The 19,699-nt window shown below is 31.0% G+C and carries 16 protein-coding genes and 4 pseudogenes; 5 read left to right on the top strand and 15 right to left on the bottom strand.

The annotated features are described in order from the left end of the window. Positions 1 to 113 precede the first annotated feature (113 nt). Complete coding sequence (locus tag ACLBXA_RS21745; RefSeq protein ID WP_097826017.1) at positions 114 to 1,160, top strand: Fic family protein; 1,047 nt, start codon at positions 114 to 116, stop codon at positions 1,158 to 1,160. Positions 1,161 to 1,512: 352 nt separating this feature from the next. On the opposite strand, the gene ACLBXA_RS21740 is transcribed toward ACLBXA_RS21745, so the two are convergent. Further along, positions 1,513 to 2,487: a DNA-binding protein gene (locus tag ACLBXA_RS21740; protein WP_447617451.1), complete on the bottom strand. Its 975-nt coding sequence runs from the start codon at positions 2,485 to 2,487 to the stop codon at positions 1,513 to 1,515. A 348-nt stretch (positions 2,488 to 2,835) separates the two neighbouring features. Between ACLBXA_RS21740 and ACLBXA_RS21735 the strand changes: the two genes are divergently transcribed. Then, a complete protein-coding gene (locus tag ACLBXA_RS21735; protein WP_098588050.1) occupies positions 2,836 to 3,996 on the top strand; it encodes a tyrosine-type recombinase/integrase in 1,161 nt (386 codons plus the stop codon). Between the two features lie 227 nt (positions 3,997 to 4,223). Here the strand turns inward: ACLBXA_RS21735 and ACLBXA_RS21730 are convergent, their stop codons facing one another. Continuing rightward, on the bottom strand, positions 4,224 to 4,472 hold the full coding sequence (locus tag ACLBXA_RS21730; protein ID WP_277489924.1) for a SunI/YnzG family protein: 249 nt from the start codon (positions 4,470 to 4,472) through the stop codon (positions 4,224 to 4,226). Between the two features lie 304 nt (positions 4,473 to 4,776). Here ACLBXA_RS21730 and ACLBXA_RS21725 point away from each other — a divergent pair. Then, a pseudogene (locus tag ACLBXA_RS21725) lies at positions 4,777 to 5,312 on the top strand (helix-turn-helix domain-containing protein); the annotation flags it as partial. Positions 5,313 to 5,367: 55 nt separating this feature from the next. Here ACLBXA_RS21725 and ACLBXA_RS21720 read toward each other — a convergent pair. Both ACLBXA_RS21720 and ACLBXA_RS21715 read right to left on the bottom strand, forming a co-directional pair. Continuing rightward, positions 5,368 to 5,766: pseudogene (locus ACLBXA_RS21720) on the bottom strand (DDE-type integrase/transposase/recombinase); the annotation flags it as partial. Positions 5,767 to 6,457: 691 nt separating this feature from the next. Next, entirely contained in the window at positions 6,458 to 6,628 is a 171-nt protein-coding gene (locus ACLBXA_RS21715) for a hypothetical protein (RefSeq protein ID WP_277489923.1), read from the bottom strand. A 78-nt stretch (positions 6,629 to 6,706) separates the two neighbouring features. On the opposite strand from ACLBXA_RS21715, the pseudogene ACLBXA_RS21710 reads away from it, so the two are divergent. Beyond that, positions 6,707 to 6,883 (top strand): annotated as a pseudogene (locus tag ACLBXA_RS21710) (YdhR family protein); the annotation flags it as partial. An 847-nt stretch (positions 6,884 to 7,730) separates the two neighbouring features. On the opposite strand, the gene ACLBXA_RS21705 reads toward ACLBXA_RS21710, so the two are convergent. Together ACLBXA_RS21705 and ACLBXA_RS21700 are read right to left on the bottom strand one after the other, a co-directional pair. After that, positions 7,731 to 8,390 (bottom strand): permease prefix domain 1-containing protein, encoded by a 660-nt coding sequence (locus tag ACLBXA_RS21705; RefSeq protein WP_447617501.1) that lies wholly within the window; start codon positions 8,388 to 8,390, stop codon positions 7,731 to 7,733. Then, complete coding sequence (locus ACLBXA_RS21700) at positions 8,380 to 8,733, bottom strand: PadR family transcriptional regulator (protein ID WP_098015621.1); 354 nt, start codon at positions 8,731 to 8,733, stop codon at positions 8,380 to 8,382. The genes ACLBXA_RS21705 and ACLBXA_RS21700 overlap by 11 nt, the downstream gene beginning before the upstream one ends. Positions 8,734 to 9,423: 690 nt before the next feature. Between ACLBXA_RS21700 and ACLBXA_RS21695 the strand changes: the two are divergent. Then, positions 9,424 to 9,529: pseudogene (locus tag ACLBXA_RS21695) on the top strand (IS6 family transposase); the annotation flags it as partial. Positions 9,530 to 9,836: 307 nt separating this feature from the next. Here ACLBXA_RS21695 and ACLBXA_RS21690 read toward each other — a convergent pair. The 9 genes from ACLBXA_RS21690 to dhaK all read right to left on the bottom strand — a co-directional run bounded on the left by ACLBXA_RS21690 (position 9,837) and on the right by dhaK (position 19,671). Then, a complete protein-coding gene (locus ACLBXA_RS21690; RefSeq protein ID WP_277489918.1) occupies positions 9,837 to 10,238 on the bottom strand; it encodes a DUF956 family protein in 402 nt (133 codons plus the stop codon). Positions 10,239 to 10,435: 197 nt separating this feature from the next. Beyond that, positions 10,436 to 11,347, bottom strand: a complete 912-nt coding sequence (locus ACLBXA_RS21685; protein ID WP_277489916.1) for a PTS system mannose/fructose/sorbose family transporter subunit IID — start codon at positions 11,345 to 11,347, stop codon at positions 10,436 to 10,438. Between the two features lie 21 nt (positions 11,348 to 11,368). Next, the gene (locus ACLBXA_RS21680; protein WP_277489914.1) at positions 11,369 to 12,169 is read right to left on the bottom strand and encodes a PTS mannose/fructose/sorbose transporter subunit IIC; all 801 of its coding nucleotides are present in this window, start codon (positions 12,167 to 12,169) and stop codon (positions 11,369 to 11,371) included. A 35-nt stretch (positions 12,170 to 12,204) separates the two neighbouring features. Continuing rightward, the gene (locus tag ACLBXA_RS21675; RefSeq protein ID WP_277489913.1) at positions 12,205 to 13,191 is read right to left on the bottom strand and encodes a mannose/fructose/sorbose PTS transporter subunit IIA; all 987 of its coding nucleotides are present in this window, start codon (positions 13,189 to 13,191) and stop codon (positions 12,205 to 12,207) included. Positions 13,192 to 14,594: 1,403 nt separating this feature from the next. Beyond that, the gene (locus tag ACLBXA_RS21670; RefSeq protein ID WP_277489911.1) at positions 14,595 to 15,767 is read right to left on the bottom strand and encodes a GerAB/ArcD/ProY family transporter; all 1,173 of its coding nucleotides are present in this window, start codon (positions 15,765 to 15,767) and stop codon (positions 14,595 to 14,597) included. An 895-nt stretch (positions 15,768 to 16,662) separates the two neighbouring features. Further along, entirely contained in the window at positions 16,663 to 17,367 is a 705-nt protein-coding gene (locus ACLBXA_RS21665) for an MIP/aquaporin family protein (RefSeq protein WP_081143460.1), read from the bottom strand. A gap of 19 nt (positions 17,368 to 17,386) precedes the next feature. After that, on the bottom strand, positions 17,387 to 17,638 hold the full coding sequence (locus tag ACLBXA_RS21660; RefSeq protein WP_277489909.1) for an HPr family phosphocarrier protein: 252 nt from the start codon (positions 17,636 to 17,638) through the stop codon (positions 17,387 to 17,389). 370 nt (positions 17,639 to 18,008) lie between these two features. Beyond that, positions 18,009 to 18,662 (bottom strand): dihydroxyacetone kinase subunit DhaL, encoded by a 654-nt coding sequence (dhaL, locus tag ACLBXA_RS21655; RefSeq protein ID WP_277489907.1) that lies wholly within the window; start codon positions 18,660 to 18,662, stop codon positions 18,009 to 18,011. Positions 18,663 to 18,672: 10 nt separating this feature from the next. Continuing rightward, complete coding sequence (gene dhaK / locus ACLBXA_RS21650; protein WP_277489904.1) at positions 18,673 to 19,671, bottom strand: dihydroxyacetone kinase subunit DhaK; 999 nt, start codon at positions 19,669 to 19,671, stop codon at positions 18,673 to 18,675. Positions 19,672 to 19,699 lie beyond the last annotated feature (28 nt).

The following is a 19,699-nucleotide window of genomic DNA, read 5'->3' as shown; positions in this document are numbered from 1 at the left end:
TAATTTTCACACACAAAAAACAATATTTTTAGTTTTTTAAAGAAAATTATACAAAAAAACACTTTAAATCCATTAAATTAATGTATAGTTTTATATGATAGGAGGGGTAAAATATGTCGTATTTTGGCGAAAAATTCACAAATTTATTGATAAATTTAGATGTGGCTAGCCTAATCGGAAAAATAAAACAATACCAAGGAAGATTGGAGGTCTATGAAAAGGAGTTTCCATGTACATTAGAAAAGTTGCAAAAATCTACTCAGCTTCAACATACCAAAGACTTTGTTGCAATGTATAAAAACTTAAAAATAACAAATAAAAGGTTAAAAGAATTAATTACATATGATTTGTCGCCAAAAACAATGATTGAAGATGAAATATCTTGTTACGTAGATGCGCTATCACTCATTCATAATAATTATGAAAAGCTTACTATTGATCCAAACACAATCTTAGAAATACATTTTCAACTTTTTAAATATGCTACTTCGGATAGTGGAACATGGAGAAAACAGGACATCTTACTTGAAGAACATGAGCAACTAAATTTCTCATTTTATTGCTATCGTCCTTTAACGATTAAAGAAATCCCAGAAGCAGTAAAAAATTTATGTGAAGAATACAATTCTTTATTAAATCAAAAAGAGATTGATCCACTACTTTTAATTTGTAATTTTGTACTTAATTTTATATGTATTTTTCCTTTTGAATCTGGAAATGGAAGAATGGTACGTCTACTTATATCTTTATTACTATTACAAAGTAAACATTCACTAGTGAAATATATTTCACTAGATAAAATAATAAAAAAATACGAGAGAGATTATTATGATGCCTTATATAAATCTTCAGCAAATTGGCATTTTCAAGAACACAATGTATCCTTTATATTAAAATGTCTATTACATATTATCCTAGAAGCATATAAAGAACTAGACGTACATATTACAAGTTACCAACTAAAAGGGAACAAAACCTATAAAATTAAAGAGTATATATTAAAACAAGAACTACCTTTTACAAAAGAAGCAATACGAATGGTATTTTCAGATGTTTCACCAAGTACAATCAATAAAGCATTTGCTTGTTTACAAGAAGAAAAATTAATTAAACTAATATCAAAAGGCCGTAATGCAGTTTGGATTAAAACAAAAATATAAATAATATTAAAAAATATAGGGTAATTTTCTAACAATAATGATTAAAACATACATATAAATTTATTTCACATACACAATAGAAATTTTTACATAATACATAAAGAGAGAACTTGTCGCTACATTATTCATACAACTATTTTTTTATTTTTATTTCTCTATACTTCCCAAAGTCTGATAACAGACTTTATAGGAAGTATTAAACATATACAAACTAGACATTCAGATTTTATATCCCCACTATTATTTTAGTAATAGGAACGTTTAGCATTTATACCGTTTCACTTAAAGCTTTTTAATAAAAGTAATAGAGAAAATTCCTAGATTCAGCTTTAATTCATTAAAAGATTTGATTTCACTTAAGTAAGTGCTGATTAATCTTGTCTCTAATAGCAACGGCTATAAATTCTTCAATAGAGCTATTTGTTTCATTTGTAATTTCTTTCATATATTTGTATTCCTTACTTGTAAGTACGACTGACTTCGTTACTGTGTTACTATCCAAATATACACTATGATTCATTCTTGGAACCATTTTTCCTTCTATTATATAAGGCGTTAACTCTTCAATCCATTCCATATGAATTCCTGGTGGTAATGTAATTAATGATTGACGGATCTCAAAATACCAAAACGACTCTTCTTCTGAAATTTTTATATTTCTTGGTGATACGTACTGTAATATATTATCGATTAAGTGGAAAATGTTGTTTCGTAATTGCTCAGATTTTGGAAAACGAAATTTAACAAACCTTTGATGATGGCTTCTAGGCTTATCCGATAACATATAAGCAGACTTATACCCTTCTTCTAATGCCTCACTAAGTATCATATTAGTCCCAAATTCATCAAGGAGTTGAATATCACCACGTTTTGGAATAGAAATAACACGTGCCAATGTATTGCCCTTTATAAACTTTTGTAATAATACTACATTATGTTTCTGCGAAAATGTATATACTTGAACTTGTTCTACTTGCTGAACAAGTTCAAGTATATCCTCTTCCTTCACAAATTTCGTTTGTCGATTACGATGATCTATTAAAGAATAAACTAACTTTCCTTCTTCTATCCATTTTTCAAACTGATTCATACTAACATCGTACTCTTTACTTGCTTGGTATAAAGTAATACCCTCAATTTTACGTTCTTCTTTTACTTTCTCTACTTCTTCTCTACTAAATAAAAAACTACCATCTAAACGCCATGTATCCTTATTAATTGGTGTTAGCTTTCCTTGCTTCATTAAATTATTAAAAATAAAGTGACTAATATCTAAATAATCTTTCACTTCATTTGTAGTCATAGTCATTTCATATACGCTAATCATTCTAATTCCTCCTCACACTTTGTGGTTAACATAATAATATTATGTTAATTAAATTTATAGTATTTACATTTTAAATAAATTATAACATATCACGATAAATATATTAGATTGCAAAACGTAATAATATTTAATTTAATTTCCTTTTAAAATTCAATTTTATTGACAATTAAACTATATAAATAAAATAGAATTTTTTAAATTAAATAATAACCATAGAAAATGGGAGATTTTCTATGGTTATTATTTAATTATTACTTCATAAAATTTAATTTTAATATGTAATTTAATTTATAATTGATTACGTTATAATATTTAATATAAAAGGAATTTATAAGGGGTTGAATTACATTGAAATTTGAATTAGATATTATTCATAGTGAGACTTCTTTAAATAACATAGAGAAACAAAAACAAAATTTTACAAATCTAATTGCATTATGGAACCCTGATTATATAAATGAAGCGGAATTAAAAAAGGAAAATAACGAAAGAGAAGATTCATATACATATGAAGGATTTTCAGATGAAGAAATACTGTACTACTACTTGAATCGACAAACACATTTTGACCAAGGAAAAAGAATCAAGGATGCATCAAGAATCCTATATGCACGTGATTTAAGTCAGTTTTATTTCTTTATTAAACAAAGTGAGGAATTTCTACAGAAAGATGTAAAGAATTATAAATTTGGTCAAGTATGGAGAAACCTTAGAAAACGGCATATCCGTAATTATCAAAAATGGTTATCTCAAGAGGCAATCTCCTATCAGTCAAAAGATAAATACAAACCATCTACAATTAGTAGAAAGCTTGGTGTTATTCGTTCATATTTGAAATGGCTATATGAAATCCAATATATTCAGGATCCTCTACATGTTGAAATACTAAGTACAACTGTACATAAACAACATAAACCTAAACGTGAATTATCATATGAGGAAGTAAAACAGTTACTTCATTACTACAAGGATAATGAAATCAATTACGCTTTATTGTCAGTTCTAGCTACTACAGGGTTACGTGTTGCAGAAGTAGCACATGCAAAATGGGAAGATCTTGAGTATGATGCTATAAGAGGTCGATACTATTTAAAGGTTGATACAAAGGGGGATAATGAACGGATCGTTTCTATTAATAAGGAGATTTTTAATCGGATTGTAGCATTCCGAATTCGGCGAAGATTACCTATAGACATTGGGAATAGAAATGGTGGAAGAGTATTTCAAACTAAAAACCATACTCCTTATAGAGAGAATTATTTGTCACAATATATTTCTAAAATCATTAAGGATACCCAGCTATCCTTTACAGTAAATATTGGAATTACTCCCCACTTCTTTAGACATTTTTATGTGCAGTACTTGTATGATTACAAGAGATTACCACCTCATGTTATTGCAGCTGCAGTAGGTCATAAAAATGATAGAACTACAAAAGAAAATTACCTAAATCAGCGATTGACGAAAGATAATGATGCCGGTAATTTAATTTTAGAAGATGAATTTTAAATTGTTCCTCTATAATTTAATATTAAATAAGTTAAATATTATTATTTGTAGTTATGTATTTTTTATACAATTAAAACCGATTTACCGTCTGTTTATTTTTTCTTTTTCTCATAATCCATTCATTAGTTCTTCGCCAAGGTTTCCTATAAATATGTAATATTTTGAGAAACCTCAGCAGGCACTATTATAAAATACTTAGAAAAAATCGCATTCTAACTTATCATATGTTAGAATGCAATTTTATTTAGAAGCGGTAATTTATTAGTTGTAAATAATATATAATCCAATTTTTTTGTTCTAATAAAGATAGTTTCCGAATGCTTGAACTTATTACCGATTTCCACTGCTTTGTTAGTATTTTTACACGTATTATTATTATTAATCTCAATTATATCTTCTAATGAAATACTTATCGTCGCACTTTGCCATATAATGGTTATTTCTTCTATTGATTTTATAATTTCTATCTCTTTCATATTTCTAGTAACTCCCTAATCTACTTGTATTTATCTATATAATAAATTATATATTTAGAATAGTAACCAGCCAATTTCATATATATTCACTCAGCCATTGTGTAAATAGGTAATTCGAATACAAAGATTCTTAAGCCCATTTACAATCTAGGTGTATATTGCAAACTTTTTTGAGATGAATTTTTGGATAATCTAAATCATGATGTTGTTATTCATAATATTAAATTATACGAAAATATACATAAAGTTAGCCGCCTTAATTACGGACAACATATGACTTATTTTAAATATACCTATAGTGACCAAGACCGCTAGAGTAATAGAAATCAATGGAGCAGACGGCAAGATTCTTACATAAGACAAAGAAATTTTCCCTCTACCCAATTATAAGGAGCATGATTACTCCTTTGAACCTTTCCAAAAACAAGCTGTAATTACCAAACGAGGGTATTTATCTTTTTTATTTAAAAACTGCAGCTATTTAATTCCATTACTTATAATCTAATAAATTTATTTTACAAAGAGCTAGGTGTCAAAAATATGCGATTAAGTATTTCATCTGATACTTTTAAATTAGAAATTAAACCTTTCGTATTACAAGTTAATCCATTACAGTTTCAAGAAGAGATTAAATACTTACATTCTCATATGAAATCAGGTAAACTCCTTCCACATGTAGAAGGAGTTTACTTTAAAAGTAATGTAGAGCCATTAACTTTTCATGCAGATCATGAATTCAAGCAAAAAGTAGTGCAAATGGCAGCGAATGCTGGTATGGGGCAGGAAGAATTCCTATTGCAAGCTGTAAAATCTTATATAAGAGATTTAGAACGGTTCTAGTGCAAATAAAGGATACATTCTAAAAAACGATGAGGATTCCTACCAGAATCTTTCTTTACGCTGATAATCCAAATAATTGATGAATGAATTGTTTTTGATTTTGAACAGACTGATCCCGTAAATCATTCTGTTCTTTTTTTATCATATGCATGGCTTTTACTCCTGCAAGAATAAATGTAGCTGTGCAAAAAGATTTAAGTTCTAACATGGAGTGTATACGTTTTTTAATGAAACGATGGTCTTGCTCTACGATGTTATTTAGATATTTTATCTGTCTGATTTGAATGCCTAATGGCATTTTTTTCTCTTTCTTCAACCCGCTGATAGCAATGGGATAGGCGGGATTTTTATCAACTGTGATTGCACGAGGTTTTGAAACATGAAAAGACCGCAAAGCCTTCTTGACGAATCACTTTGCAGCCTTATGGTTTCTAGATTTACTGATTATACCGTCTTATTAAACTGGATAAACTTCAATTTTTGTTGGATATGAAAACCGACGTTCTAATTCTCTTTTAATCTTATTAACAGCAAAAACTTCTGACGAAGCATGAACTCTAGCTACTTTTTTTATAGCAATATTACCAGTAACTAAAATATACCTTACTGAATACGATGAAATCATATATTCACCCTTTCAAAGTAACATGTTGTTATAAGATATGCCCCATACCTTAATCCTATGAAAGAAATATTAATTATTATATTCTTTAAAATACGCTTTTCTTATAAAACTATTGCTAACTTTTTCGTAAATATTATTATTCTCGGAGATACAGGAATTTTGGATACCAATTTATTTATAAGTATATAAATCATATGTTTTTTTCGTAAAAAGCTATAATCTTAGACTTCGCGAAATTAATATAATATTAATGAAAAAAGGCCTCCTTTATCGTTGAAAAGAGGCCTTTTACTGTATCATATTAAATTATTTGAGTACTAATAATAGCAAGTATTGTACTGGGATACAATTTATTTACTATACAATTAAGTATAGCATGTATATATTATAAAGAGATGTGTCAGATTTACGAATAAATATAATTCGTAAAATAGTTAGTTACTTACTAATCAAGTAACTACCCTAAAAGATTTTTCTATCTCTACAACTACTTACAAATCTAATGTTTTTAAAACTAATACTAAATGTCCAATGTCCTTATGCCTTGGAAATTCTCTTTATCTCTTTTTTCCTTCAATAATTTATAAAGCTCACTTTTTAATATATTTTTTTCACGCTCTAGTATTTGTTGATGCTTACTCAATTCATATATACGCTTAGCACTTTCTTGTATTTTTAAATAATTACTCATAACCAACCTCCCAATAGATTATATTTAAATATATAATGTTTTGGTGTAAAAAATGCGTTACATTTTTTTGTACCAAGGAAGTTTTTATCTAGTAACTATCAAATTAAAGAAATTCTTGTATTTGAAGAAAAACAAGATGCTGAAAAATATGCAGAAATTTACAAGAAGAGACTTCAATCTTCTAACGTTAAAGAGATTAGGGTGCGAACTTTTGAAATCAACAAAAAACTAATCAATCATGGTTATGTTAAATAAAAAGGCATATGGCAATCTAAAGGTGGTAGATAAATGTCGGTTGGGATAGACCAACATGTTTGATACCATATTCTTGTACAAATTGCTCTTTTAAAACTTTATACCTTCAACGTTCCTTCGCCCCAAGTTTGCCGAAGTTGCGAAAACCAAGCCTAAATTAGGAAACATGGTGAGTCTGCGTACAAGATATTTATGTTTTAACCCTAGGAACTACGGGCAGATCCTAGAATACATCGGTGTTTGCAGGAATTTCTCACTTTATTACTAAACCATATCTTGAATCCCCTATATTCTTTTTAAATGCTTGCTACTTCTTCTTGTACTTTCTTATCTTTGATAGCCAGTAAAGAAGTTAATTGTCTATTCATGAAGGAATCCCCCTATTTCTGAATTTTAGTTTTTACCTAAATACATGGTACGTGAAATTTTAATATCTCATTGTTGAATAAGTCTTTAATAATTTTTGCATCATCTATAATTTCGATATCTATAACGAAAGAACACGTCTTCCTCTATCTACTAATGTCATTAATTCATTTCTCTTTCACATACCGCTATGTCGCCTTCATTTTTGCTTATTTTTCGTTTCTTACGTCCTTCCATACCCACATCGAAAGAACGATTTCCTATTAACTTTTACCTAAATGGGGGTACCATATTATTTCGAAAAATTTTGCTTTTAAACATCATTTAGAAACGAAATAACCGATTCCCTGTACGTTAAGGAATCGGTTAATATTTTTACAGTTTAATGATCGTGATTTAGTTTCTTTCTAATCCCATAATAACACTATACCGTCCATGGACAATTTAAGGTCCTTACGGTTGAACTTATTAATATTATATTTCATCCCAGTTTTAAGCGACTTCTTCCATTGAACAGAAGCGGTAAAAGGATAAAAAGACTAATTAATGTGGTTATCATTAAAAATACTATTGCAACAAGACTTATTATTAGTGGAAGTAAGTAAACTATAATTGATATACACAAACCGTATAGAAAAATTCCTATTCCTAAAATATAACGTCTTGCACGAGCTTTATTCATTGCATAACGTTTGCTTGTCTCTTTTATTAATAATCTATAGATAGTTAACAACACAGCTGGAACAGTGAATAGGAAAAAGGTAATTAAAAATAATCTTGATCCAAATAAATAATATAATATTGAGGGGGTGAATAACCCAAATAGAAATAATAACATTTCACCAATCATGCCTTTTGTTGAAATATGTTGCGCTTCTTTAGAATCAATAGATTTGTTCATTTTATCTCGCCCATACATTTGCATTTCTTCAACTAGGTCACTCAAATCTCCTATTGAAATGACTCCCTTTTTAAAGGCATCTTCTTCCGTATAACCTTCTTTAATCATATCTGAAATTCGTTCTTTTAAATTTATAAACAACTCTACTTTCATATCAAATAGTTGTTGTGTTTCTTTTACATTCATAAATTGCTTATCGATATATACTTCTATTCTTTTATCTAATTTTTTATTTCTCATTAACACTTGTAATCACTCCTTTAATTAGACGATCTATAATCTCTTTCGCAATATTCCACTCTTTTTTACCATTTTCGTAAAAACGTACACCAGATTCTGTAATGTGGTAATATTTTCGTCTTCCTCCTTGAGTTTCATCTCCCCAATAAGAAAAGATATAGTCTTCTTTCTCTAATCGACGAAAAGCTGTATATAAAGTAGCTTCTTTTAATTCATATTGCTTGTCACTTAATTCAATAATTTTTTTGTATAATTCATATCCATAACTATCACCTTGACGAAGAACATTTAAGATAATCATATCCGTATGCCCACGGATTAAGTCTGTAGATATAATACTCATTTCATATCACCTCTTGAATTACACAATACAACAAATTACTTTGTCTGTCAAAGTAATTTGTTGTAAATAGTAGAACACCTTCGTGAAAGATTTACGCCAACAATTAGATAGAATATATATGATTATCTATGTTGCATGCTTATCAATTTAAGTTTGTAAATTCAGGAGATAAATAACACTTGTTTTAAGTACTATTTTGCACTATATATAAATATAAAAAAGCCCAATTTTTCAGCATTAAAACTGAGAAATTGGGCTTTTATCGTTACTTCTTAAAAGCGCCCTTTAATGGAATAACTATCTTATTTACTAATTGTTGTTCCTCTGCAAACGATACCAATGATGAAGATAATACCGTTAATCCTGCCTTGAATGCTACTACTTTTCTATTAAATTTAATATTCATTTTGAATTTGGTATATCTCATCACTTTAATAGATATACCTTCCTCCTTGTACTTCTTTTAGTCTAAATAATAGTGTCAATAACCATAGCCTGCCCTCAAATATAATGGATTGATTTTCCACTTAATATAATAAACCGAAATCTTTAAGTCCTACTAGATATATCAGTATATCAGTATTTCAGAATGATAACACAGCTCGATTGCAAAAATTCCAAGACTCTTACAAGTAATATCATAATCTTTAACACTGATATGGATGACTCTAAAAAAGGTGCGTGATTAGTATAGAAAAGGAAAATTCGTTTACATGGAGGCATTATCAGCCTGAATTAATCCAATTAATAGTAAGTTTGGTACCTATGGTACAATTTGAGCTTCCGTAACCTGTTGATATGCAACTTAAACAACAAAAATGAATAACATAGTAGAACAAGAGCATTGCCTAATTAAGAAGCAATGCTCTTGTTCTATGCTAGAGTTCAAATATTTTGACACATCTACAACATTCTTTCTGAAGTAGAAACCGTTTAGATAATTAAAGAGAAAAGGTGAATATACAAGACTCATCTGTTCAAAACCATCAAGCATTCATCTATTAATTATTTGAACTTGTAGCAAAAAATACAATCCCACTAAGAATTTATATACTTTATTATCTTTTATTTTTACACCAAAACCATGTTAGCCCCTATATGAACTATACACCCCTTCTCTTCATTTTATTATTTTTTTTACATATTGATTTAAGACCACGTTTAATAACATCATAGAAACTTAGAGATTGTGCCATATGATCTGAATCTATATATTTTCGTATAGCCCGAAGAACTTTCTTAGGTTCCTTAGAAGAAAAGGTGAAAATCCCATTTCTCTTCGTTTTAATTGCATAACGTGGAATCCATTTCCCCTTAAACATCACAGAGGCTATAACGTAATCTACTTCCTCCCACGGAATTTGAATAAATTTGCGCGTATCACGAGAATTATAAAATTCAAATCCTTTATCACCGACCATAATTTTTCCATAGTCTGTAAGTCCCGTAAAAGCGGTAGCATCTATTACTAAATCTACCTTTGTATTAATGGATTGAACCATCATATCCGCTCCATTTCATTTATCCTATTTATAATTTGTTGCTTCAAACAATTAAGTCAATACAAAAAGTGGCTGAAACGATAATAGACAGCCACTTTTGTATACGAACTATTATCGATTTACAGGCTACTAATCTACACTTCAACCTCAACAATTCCTAAATAATAAATCTTAAGAATTGAAAACGTCAAAAATTTAAATTATAATAGTCCGATTACGTGACCAACTACCCCTACTACGAATAATGAAAGAATAATAACAATTGGGCTAACTTTTTTCTTAAGCAACCACATACAGAAGAATGTCAGAAGCAATGCAGCCAAACCAGGAATTAATTGATCTAAGTTATCTTGCAAGGTAGTCACTTTTGTAGGTGACAGTGCCATTCCTGAGTTTACTTGTTCTAAAGATTGACGAATCCCTTCACCATTTCCAGGAAGTTTGTCCCACTCAATATACGCACCTTTATCTAACTGAACTTCAGATACAACTGGCTTAAATTTAATTGATACCCACCGTTCTACTAAGGCTGCAAGTACAAACATACCAAGGATTGATGCACCTTTTGTAATATCTTGTAATAACCCACCTGAAAGATCATCAGTAATTTTAGAACCGGCTTTATAACCAAATTCTTGTGTATACCACATAAATCCCCAACGAACCAAGTTCCAAGCTAAGAAGAAAAGGATTGGCCCAAGGATATTCCCCCCCATTGCTAATGATGCCCCTAAAGCACCTAACATTGGACGTAAAGTAAACCAGAAGACCGGATCACCGACACCGGCTAAAGGACCCATCATCCCAACTTTAACTCCTTGAATTGCCACATCATCAACTTCTGCACCATTAGCGCGTTCTTCTTCAAGTGCTAATGTAACTCCTAGAATGGGTGAAGCAATATAAGGGTGTGTATTAAAGAATTCCAAGTGACGTTTTAATGCTGCTTTTCGATCTTCTTTTGATTTATATAACTTTTTAATCGCTGGAATCATCGAGAAAGCCCAGCCACCATTCTGCATACGTTCATAGTTCCAAGAACCCTGAATAAATGTAGATCGCCATGCAACGGCTAAACGATCTCTTTTTGTTAATTGAATTTTTTCTGCCATTTGTCTTCTCCTCCTCCTGAATTAATAATCGTTTAAGATATCGTCAAGCGGGTCACCAGAGTTACCTCCACCACCATTTGAAGAACCACCCATTTTAGAAAGACTCAAATAAATAAGAGCTAAAGCCACGCCCAATGCACCAAGAGCAATAAGTGTTAATTGAGAAATTGCTGCTATTACGAAACCAATAATAAAGAATGGCCATACTTCTTTTGTTGCCATCATATTAATAACTAATGCATAACCAACAGCAACAACCATTCCCCCACCTATAGCCATTCCATCAGTTAACCATGCAGGCATTGATTCCAAGAATCCTTGAACGCTTTGTGCAGGGATAAATAAAAGTGCTCCGGCAGGAATTGCAATTCGGATACCTTGTAAACACACCGCAGCGATGTGTAACACTTCAATTTTTTTTATATTTCCTTCTTCAGCTGCCGTATCCATCATGTGTACAATAGGAACAGCAAGTGTACGAACAATCATTGTTAAGAAAAGTCCTGCTACTGCAAGTGGTACCGCTATTGCAATTGCTGATGCAACACCGCTAACACCTTGTCCGCCTAATACTAAAATAATCGCTGATGCAACTGATGCCAATGCAGCATCTGGCGCTACGGCAGCTCCAATATTTGCCCATCCAAGTGCAATCATTTGAAGTGTACCGCCAAGAACAATGCCAGCCTCTAGGTTACCTGTTACTAAACCAATTAGTGTACATGCCACTAGTGGTTGATGGAATTGAAATTCATCTAATATTCCTTCCATACCGGCTAGAAATGCAATTAGTATTACTAAAATTATTTCTATAGTAGACATTATGATCCCCCATTTCATTTACATTTGCTATGTAACTACGATAATTCAACCTTCGCTTTTTTTAGAATATCATCCATATTTGCATGAGAATCATTAGGTACTTTACGTACATCAAAATGAATGCCTATTGCTTTCATTTTCTCGAAAGCCTCTACATCTTCTCTTCCCATAGAAAGAACCTTATTAACAACAACCTTTCCAGTTGAATGGGCCATAGAACCAACATTAACTTCTTTAATATCCACACCACCCTCTATAACTCTCAGGACATCTAGTGGGTTTTCAAATAATACCAGTGCATTAGTATTACCAAAACGGGGATCTTTTTCAACTTCAATCATTTTGCTGATTGGAATAACATTGGCCTTAACCCCTGGTGGTGCCGCCTGTTCAATTAATTTTTTACGAAGATCGTCTTTAGACACTGCATCTGAAACTACGATAATACGATTTGGTTGTGTAGACTTTGTCCATGCAGTCGCTACCTGACCATGCAATAAACGAGAATCCACACGGACTAAAACGAACTTTATTTTCCCATCACCAACTACTGTACCGGGAGCAAGTCTGCCTTTTGTTTTTCCATCTTTAGCAACTACGGAATCATTATTTTCTCTGGGTTCCAGCTCTTCAGGTTTAATTCTGACCCCTTCCTTCGCTGTCTTAAGGATATTTGCTGCAATTTCTTGAGCAGATGTTATTGATAAACGAGATGCATAAGCTTCAATCACCATTGGTAAGTTCATACCAGCAACAATCGCCCAATTTTCTTTGTGTTCTTCATACAAGCCATTAGCTTGATTGAATGGAGTACCGCCCCATAGATCGACTAAAAATAATACTTCATCTTGATTATCAAAAGATGCAATTGCTGATTCCATTTTTGCTCTCAAATCGTCCGGACCTTCGTTTGGCATTAAGGTAACAGCCTTAACATTTTCTTGCTCTCCAAAAATCATTGCGCCAGATTGTAATATGCCTTCTGCAAATTGGCCATGGCTTGCTAGGATAATCCCTACCATTTCTCTACCTCCCAAATATTTCTATTTTTTCTAAATAGACGCAATCAACACAACCTTTCTTCATTCCATCAATCTTTAACTATTAAAAAACAACTTTTTCTATCCCTGAGAAAATCACCTCCTAGGCTATTTAAAGTACGCTTTTTTATGAAATTTTGTTTACTACTAAAAAAGAGTTTGTGAATCTTCAATTCATCATTTTTAAATTATTTCTTAAAACACATAATTTCTTTTGTAAAAGGTTCATAACCTTATAAAATAACCCACCAAAAGAAAACGCTTTCAAAATAAAGAAAGAACATACCGTTGAAAATCGTTGTTTCAAATACACTTACTCTAAGACTAACAAACTATAAATAGACTAAATTTTTTCAAACCCAACTAGGAGTAAAACTCCACTTGCGACTTTCCTTATCGATAAAGAAAGAATTTATCTCGAAAAAACATCATCATCAATTCAAACGAACATGACAGAAATCAATTTAAAGTTCTTTCGAATGATAAAAATACCATGTAGGTTTTTAATTACGCATATGTTACTCACCAAAAGTTCAATTGAATGACAGACTATACATATTTATCCTTTTCCCAACTAAAGAAAAGCACTGTTATTCGTATAATGAAATCGATTCCACTTACTAAAAACATTGCCATTCTTTCTGATAAGATGATTTATATCGCCTGCATACAAAATAGTAAACAAAAAAACAATACCCCCCTCTTACAAGTCAGAAGTTTGCTAAAGATAGCTATCTAGAAAACAGTTTATAGTTGGAGACAGAAATTTGATAAAAGAGTTGATTCGTCGCAAAAGAATATTTGACATTGGTATTTTTGATCTTGGTTAGATTGGATATTTGCTCAACTTTAAAGAGATTATGTATCAAATAATAATATTTGTAAAAAAACAAATGAATATAACAATATAAAAGCAGCTCATTTATCAGTTCTCAAAAGAATAAAACCACTATCATCCTCTACAACAGTTATATATTCATTATATCTATTGTGAATTATTTCACAATAGATATAAATTGAACATTTTATGAATAAAACACTCAATTTTTGATAGCATCACACATCCATCTACTTAAAATATATATTTAAACAAAGAATAGTCTGTTTTTTATATAGATTTTATTGAAAATCTCATTATATTTCTATAGGAACAGAAAAAGATTTTATTATGGAAATAGAACCTAGAATATGCCCCATTTATACACGTATCTTGGCTGAATGCCCTGTACACCTCAAATTACATTGCCTCACCATATAGCATACTTTCTGTGTATGCGAAAAAGAGCAAAATAAAAAAGCCGTGCCATAATGATGGACGACGATTCTTCACACATTCACATATGAATGAATTATATATGTTTATATTAGCTCGCTTAACATTATTCTTAATTCATACGCCTTTGGCCCTTCTTTTTCCTTACAAAAGTAATTAATAATAATATCGGTGGGATAATCAGAATATAGAAGAAATTAGCTGTTGTAGCTATATTTCTAAAGTAATTTACCTCTTCTTGACCATTTGGGAATATAGAAATCATATATACAATGGGCATTAAAAAAAACACAAAAGTTTGTTTCTTTGTCTTCTTAAATACAGATGTTAACACAATCACTATCATATCTAAATAGATTATTGTCGTCGAGAAAATGGTAATAATCCAAGTCATAAAAAAAAAGGAATCAAACCTTTCTAAAAACTCCCCAATCTCTACTTCTTTGCCTAATTCTACAACCGGGTACACCAACTCTTGAACAACAGATTGAGAAAAAACACATATACAAATTAAATATGTAATTGTGTATAACATTACTATTAATAACAACGCACTTACTACATATACTGGAGCTTTTTTAGGGTTACTGACTAAGAAACTATAGTATAAAACAACTTCAAATCCTAAGAAAGCAAAACCAGAATTTTTTAAGCCACGGATATAGCCCATTGGTGGTGTTTTTAAAATCGGAAATAGATGAGTTAAATCAATATTATTTATATTCAATACAAATGATATAATAAGTGCTACTATAACAACATATAAACCTAAAATACAAAATTTTACTAAAGCCATTCTTGATCCACATAAACCATACGAAAGAACCAACACAAAACAAAAAGCAATAATTTTAACATCTGTATTTTCCATTAAATAAAGATTTACTATTACAGAAATACTTCTTATTTCATAGGCAGCAATACAAAGGTAGATGCATATCGCTATTATTGAAAAAAGAAATGCCACAGGTCTTGAAACTAATGTACTTGTGTATTCATAAAATGACATTTTCGGAAAATAGGCAGCTAATTTTGTAGAAATCCAGCCTAGAATAACAACTATAAAACCTGAACCAAACAATATAACCCATCCATCCGCAAACAAGGTGCCACTTGCAATAGAATGGGGTAAAGAAAGTAAACCAATTCCACAAATATTACATATAACTAAAGTTGCTAGTTCTATCAGAGTAAGACTTCTATGATACAGATTAGATTGCATCTCAAGGTCACCAACTTTAAAAGAATATAAGTTAGCTTTTCCCTTTACATGACCGTTATGCATAAAATTTCTATATCTCAATATAAATAAGTGACTTATTATGTGATTGCTGACACTATATGCCTGCCCACAATATATATTTTTCTTAAGTTGATGGATGAGTGGCGTTTCCCCTGGTATTATTGTAAACAACACATAATATTAAAGACTATTTTTTCATCTTAATCAAAATTTCTCTCGTTTTACCGAAGGGGGTTAAACAGGCGAATTAGACTCTTAAATGACTTTTAGTTTTTTATTGTATAGCTTGGAAACGCCTATAAAAATAAGTAGTTTTTAATCATATATGTCCATATTCTTCTTTACCTATTAATTAATAAGTTACATTTATTAAGTCGTTTTGTATAATAATAAAAAAACCAACTAAATTAAGTTGGTTTTTTTATGCACGTTAATTAAACTAAACAAATTGAAATTACTTAGTGGTGATTAGATTGTTTGTAGTTTAGGCTATGCGGAATAGAATGAACTACAATATAAATTATAGCATATTTATTAAATAATCCTGTGACATCTTATTGAATGTTTTAAAGGTTTCTATACAATTACTCATCCTATTATTTTAAGTACATTCTTATTGTTGTAAACATATAAACTAATTTTCAATTAGCCTATGATTTTTTCAATCCACTGAATAATTATGAATAGAGATACCTTTACTTACCTCCTTAATATTTCCACCAACCCACCATTGGTTTTAATGACAGCGATTTGTTTATTACTGTATGGATCATCAATTATTGAAACTAAAAGTGATGTTTTTTTTCTTGTTCATCAAATAGAGTAGAAAAATTATTATATAGTATTTTTTTTATTTAAATACCCCTTTGCATTGTATGATTAATAATAAATTTGGTTAAATAATTAATTTCTAATTGAATTTTAATATATTAAGTGCTTAATAAATCAATTGAAAACATATAGCTCCTATGATTCCTCCTATGGTACTACCAATTAAGGGAATCCACGCGTATCCCCAATCCGAAGAGCCTTTATTACATATTGGTAAGATTTGATGTGCTAGTCTTGGCCCAAAATCTCGAGCTGGATTTAAAGCAAATCCAGTTGTTCCGCCAAGAGATAAACCTATAGATACTATTAATGCTCCAATTATTATTGGAAGTAGTCCATCTGTAACTTTATTATGACCAATAGCTAAAATTGAAAATACAAATATCGCAGTGCCAATAATTTCACTTAACAAATTGGACGGCCAGCTTTTTATTGCAGGGCTTGTAGAAAACGCAGACAATATAATTTCTTGATTTTTAGTTTCTTTCCAATGCGGAAAATACTGGAGCCAGACAAATATTGAACCTAAAAAAGCTCCACTTAACTGTGCACCAATATAGGCAGGAACTTCACTCCAAGGAAATACCCCTATACAAGCAAAAGCAATTGTAACTGCAGGATTCAAATGTGCTCCACTTATGTTATCTACTATATATATAGCAAATGTAACTGCTAATCCCCAGCCAAGAGTAATTGCAATCCATCCGGAATTTTGTGCTTTGGATTTTTTTAGTAAAGTACCTGCTACAACGCCGTTTCCTAATAAAATAAGAACTAAGGTTCCAATTAATTCCCCCATAAATGGAGACATATTTATGCCCCCCCTTTTTTTATTTCAAAAACCATTGTATAAACACAAGGGCATCATCAGCATCTTCCCCATCAAGAATTACATGTATTTCCGCTCCTCTTTTTACTGCTAAGCCGATTAATTGAAGAGTGCTTTTTGCATTAACTTTTTTATCTTTAAATATAAACTTAACCGAACACTCATAATCCCTTAAGCCATCTACAATTTCACTTGCTGATTTTGCATAAATTCCATCCTTACGAGTTACAATCAATTTTCTTTCGATTCTCATAAGATTAGCTCCTTTTATATTTTTATAATGGTTTTCGCTTCAAATACAGCCTTAAATCTTAAATATTTCTTCTCAAGTTTTGCCAATCCCTAATTCAACAACTGCTACGTAGGACCCTCTATTAATAGTGAATCTGCTATTTTGATTTAATCACTCTTAATTAGAGCGCCTCCCAAATTTAGGAATACAATTACAACTCGTTTATTATAAATAACCTCTTGAATTTATCTGACGCTTCTACCTACTTATCGTTATCTACTACTCCTGCAGAAACTTTAAAAACACTGGAACTTAATCCGGCGAGTAAAGCTTTTAAATCTCTTAACTAGTAGATAAACATGAGAAACTAAAGCAATTCCTGCATTACTCATCACAATTGCTCCCTAAGTTCATTAACAATATCTTTTTCACCTATAAGAGATAAACATAGAGTTTCAAAGATAATAAAAGATGAGACTGCTCCTGGATCTAAATGACCAATAGACCTTTCTCCTAGAAAAGAAGCACGTCCTTTTTTAGCTAATAATGGCTTAGTTTTTTCCATTTGTTCTCTTGCAAAAATAATAAGACCAATAGGTTTTATTTTTTCTCCATTTCTTTGGATATATTTCAAAACAGGATCCCAAACATCAAGCATTGTTTTATCTCCTATCTGAGTTTTTCCTCTTAGACAGATGCCATTTACAGATTCTTGAAAAGCAAGCCCCAATTCATTGATTGTAATTTTATTTTTCCCTTTCAAAACACTGCCAGCCCTCAAAAAGGCTGTTCCATATAAAGGCCCTGATGCACCTCCAACCTTTGAAATAAGTATCATTCCAATATCCTGAAATACATTTCCAATATCATCATAAGCTGTATATGATATCTTTTTTTCAACCTCTTTAAACCCTCTATTCATATTAATACCATGATCTCCATCACCTATGAATTGATCAAGTTGCGTTAGATTTTTTTTTTGATACTCAAGTTGTTTTGCAGTAAGTTGCATCCAATTGATGATATGTCTTGGTGTAATATACATGTTGGCCCTCCTATTGTACACGCCAGTTAGTCGTATTTGCTGGATCATTAAGCAAAGCAGTTAATTGTTCATCTAGTTTTAATAAAGTAATAGAAAAACCGGCCATATCAATTGCTGTCATGTATTCTCCAACATATGTTTTACAGATATCGATACCAATTTTGTTTAATATTGTGTTAATCATTTTATTTAAAACATATAATTCCATTAACGGCGTTCCCCCTAAGCCGTTTACCATTACTGCAACTTTGTCACCAATCTTCAATTGCATATCACTTAAAATATGCTCTAAAAGGAGTTCAGCCATTTTATTAGCTGCTATCATACTAATACGATGAGTTCCAGGTTCACCGTGGATACCTATACCAACCTCTACTTCATTTTCACCAATTTTATAACCAACTGTACCAGCTCCAGGTATAGTACACGTTTTTAATGCCATGCCCATACTACCTATATTAGCAATTACTTTATTTGCAACATCTTCAACTTCTTTAAGCGATGCCCCTTTCTCAGCCATTGCTCCAGCTATTTTATGTACAAATATTGTTCCAGAAATTCCTCTTCTTCTCATAGTGTGTGAACTATTGTCAATAGCAATATCATCATTAACAATGACTGTAGCAATTGGGATTCCCTGTGCTTCAGCCATTTCAGCAGCCATTTCAAAATTCATTATGTCTCCTGAGTAGTTTTTTACAATTAATAAAACCCCACTTCCAGCATCCACCTTTTGAATCGCTTTCAAAATCTGGTCTGGTGTAGGAGAAGTAAAAATTTCGCCCATTACAGCAGCATCAAGCATTCCTTTACCAACAAATCCTATATGCGCTGGTTCATGACCACTCCCGCCTCCGCTGACAATTGCCACTTTTCCTGGAAATGGACTATTAGCTCGAAGAATTATATTTGTTTCACCCATATTTTGTAGTTTATCAGAATGTGCAAACAACATTCCGTCAATCATATCCCTAACTACTTTTTCTGGATTATTAATAAATTTTTTCATGGCATCTATTCCTTTCCATTAGTCGCCG

Source organism: Bacillus sp. D48C (assembly GCF_053345735.1).
The sequence above is the reverse complement of the archived record's forward strand: the minus strand, read 5'-3'. Positions and strand labels throughout refer to the sequence as shown.

Bases quoted from the DNA above. Each gene is read 5' to 3' on its own strand.
- ACLBXA_RS21745 (WP_097826017.1), top strand. From the start codon at position 114: ATGTCGTATTTTGGCGAAAAATTCACAAATTTATTGATAAATTTAGAT.
- ACLBXA_RS21740 (WP_447617451.1), bottom strand. From the start codon at position 2,487: ATGATTAGCGTATATGAAATGACTATGACTACAAATGAAGTGAAAGAT.
- ACLBXA_RS21730 (WP_277489924.1), bottom strand. From the start codon at position 4,472: ATGAAAGAGATAGAAATTATAAAATCAATAGAAGAAATAACCATTATA.
- ACLBXA_RS21715 (WP_277489923.1), bottom strand. From the start codon at position 6,628: ATGAGTAATTATTTAAAAATACAAGAAAGTGCTAAGCGTATATATGAA.
- ACLBXA_RS21705 (WP_447617501.1), bottom strand. From the start codon at position 8,390: ATGAGAAATAAAAAATTAGATAAAAGAATAGAAGTATATATCGATAAG.
- ACLBXA_RS21700 (WP_098015621.1), bottom strand. From the start codon at position 8,733: ATGAGTATTATATCTACAGACTTAATCCGTGGGCATACGGATATGATT.
- ACLBXA_RS21690 (WP_277489918.1), bottom strand. From the start codon at position 10,238: ATGATGGTTCAATCCATTAATACAAAGGTAGATTTAGTAATAGATGCT.
- ACLBXA_RS21685 (WP_277489916.1), bottom strand. From the start codon at position 11,347: ATGGCAGAAAAAATTCAATTAACAAAAAGAGATCGTTTAGCCGTTGCA.
- ACLBXA_RS21680 (WP_277489914.1), bottom strand. From the start codon at position 12,169: ATGTCTACTATAGAAATAATTTTAGTAATACTAATTGCATTTCTAGCC.
- ACLBXA_RS21675 (WP_277489913.1), bottom strand. From the start codon at position 13,191: ATGGTAGGGATTATCCTAGCAAGCCATGGCCAATTTGCAGAAGGCATA.
- ACLBXA_RS21670 (WP_277489911.1), bottom strand. From the start codon at position 15,767: ATGCATAACGGTCATGTAAAGGGAAAAGCTAACTTATATTCTTTTAAA.
- ACLBXA_RS21665 (WP_081143460.1), bottom strand. From the start codon at position 17,367: ATGTCTCCATTTATGGGGGAATTAATTGGAACCTTAGTTCTTATTTTA.
- ACLBXA_RS21660 (WP_277489909.1), bottom strand. From the start codon at position 17,638: ATGAGAATCGAAAGAAAATTGATTGTAACTCGTAAGGATGGAATTTAT.
- dhaL (WP_277489907.1), bottom strand. From the start codon at position 18,662: ATGTATATTACACCAAGACATATCATCAATTGGATGCAACTTACTGCA.
- dhaK (WP_277489904.1), bottom strand. From the start codon at position 19,671: ATGAAAAAATTTATTAATAATCCAGAAAAAGTAGTTAGGGATATGATT.